Source organism: Neisseria sp. P0009.S007 (assembly GCF_051962515.1).
On sequence record NZ_JBQCVF010000669.1, the window covers coordinates 1 to 891 of the forward strand.

Below are 891 nucleotides of genomic sequence, written 5' to 3' on the forward strand. Positions count from 1 at the left end.
ACGGCCTAATATGGGAATAGGCCGTCTGAAAACTTATTTTCCGGTGCCTAAACGCTCTAAACGGTAGCTGCCGTTCAGTACGTTTTGCCACCAGGTTTTGTTGTCCAAATACCATTGCACTGTTTTGCGGATGCCGGATTCGAATGTTTCCTGCGGTTTCCAGCCCAGCTCCCTGCCGATTTTGGCGGCGTCGATGGCGTAGCGTACGTCATGGCCGGGGCGGTCTTGTACGAAAGTAATCAAATCTTCATAACGAGTCACACTCGCCGGTTTTTCAGGAACAAGCTCTTCCAGCAGGACGCAGATGGTTTTGACGACTTCAATATTGGCTTTTTCATTGTGGCCACCAATATTGTAGGTTTCGCCGACAACACCTTCGGTAACAACCTGATACAGCGCGCGCGCGTGGTCTTCGACAAACAGCCAGTCGCGGATCTGCATACCGTCGCCGTACACGGGCAGCGGTTTGCCGTCGAGCGCGTTCAGAATCATCAATGGAATGAGTTTTTCCGGGAAATGGTAAGGGCCGTAGTTGTTGGAGCAGTTGGTTACGATGGTCGGCAAACCGTAAGTACGCAACCATGCGCGGACGAGATGGTCGCTGGACGCTTTAGAAGCAGAGTAGGGGCTGGACGGCGCGTATGGCGTGGTTTCGGTGAACAAATCGTCCGTACCGTGCAAATCGCCATAGACTTCATCGGTAGAAATATGGTGGAAGCGGAAGGCTTCGCGCTTTTCAGACGGCATTTGTTGCCAGTAGGCGCGGGCCGCTTCAAGCAGATTGAATGTGCCGACGATATTGGTTTGGATAAACTCGCCTGCCGAATCGATAGAGCGGTCGACATGGCTTTCCGCAGCCAAGTGCATCACGGCATCAGGCTGGTGTTGTGC

Annotated in this window: 1 protein-coding gene; it reads right to left on the reverse strand. The window is 53.1% G+C overall.

Going from position 1 to position 891, the window contains the following annotated elements:
- Window positions 1-33: 33 nt before the first annotated feature.
- Window positions 34-891: dTDP-glucose 4,6-dehydratase (rfbB, locus tag ACTHS3_RS15565; RefSeq protein WP_440368449.1), on the reverse strand; the 858-nt coding region annotated here is incomplete at its 5' end.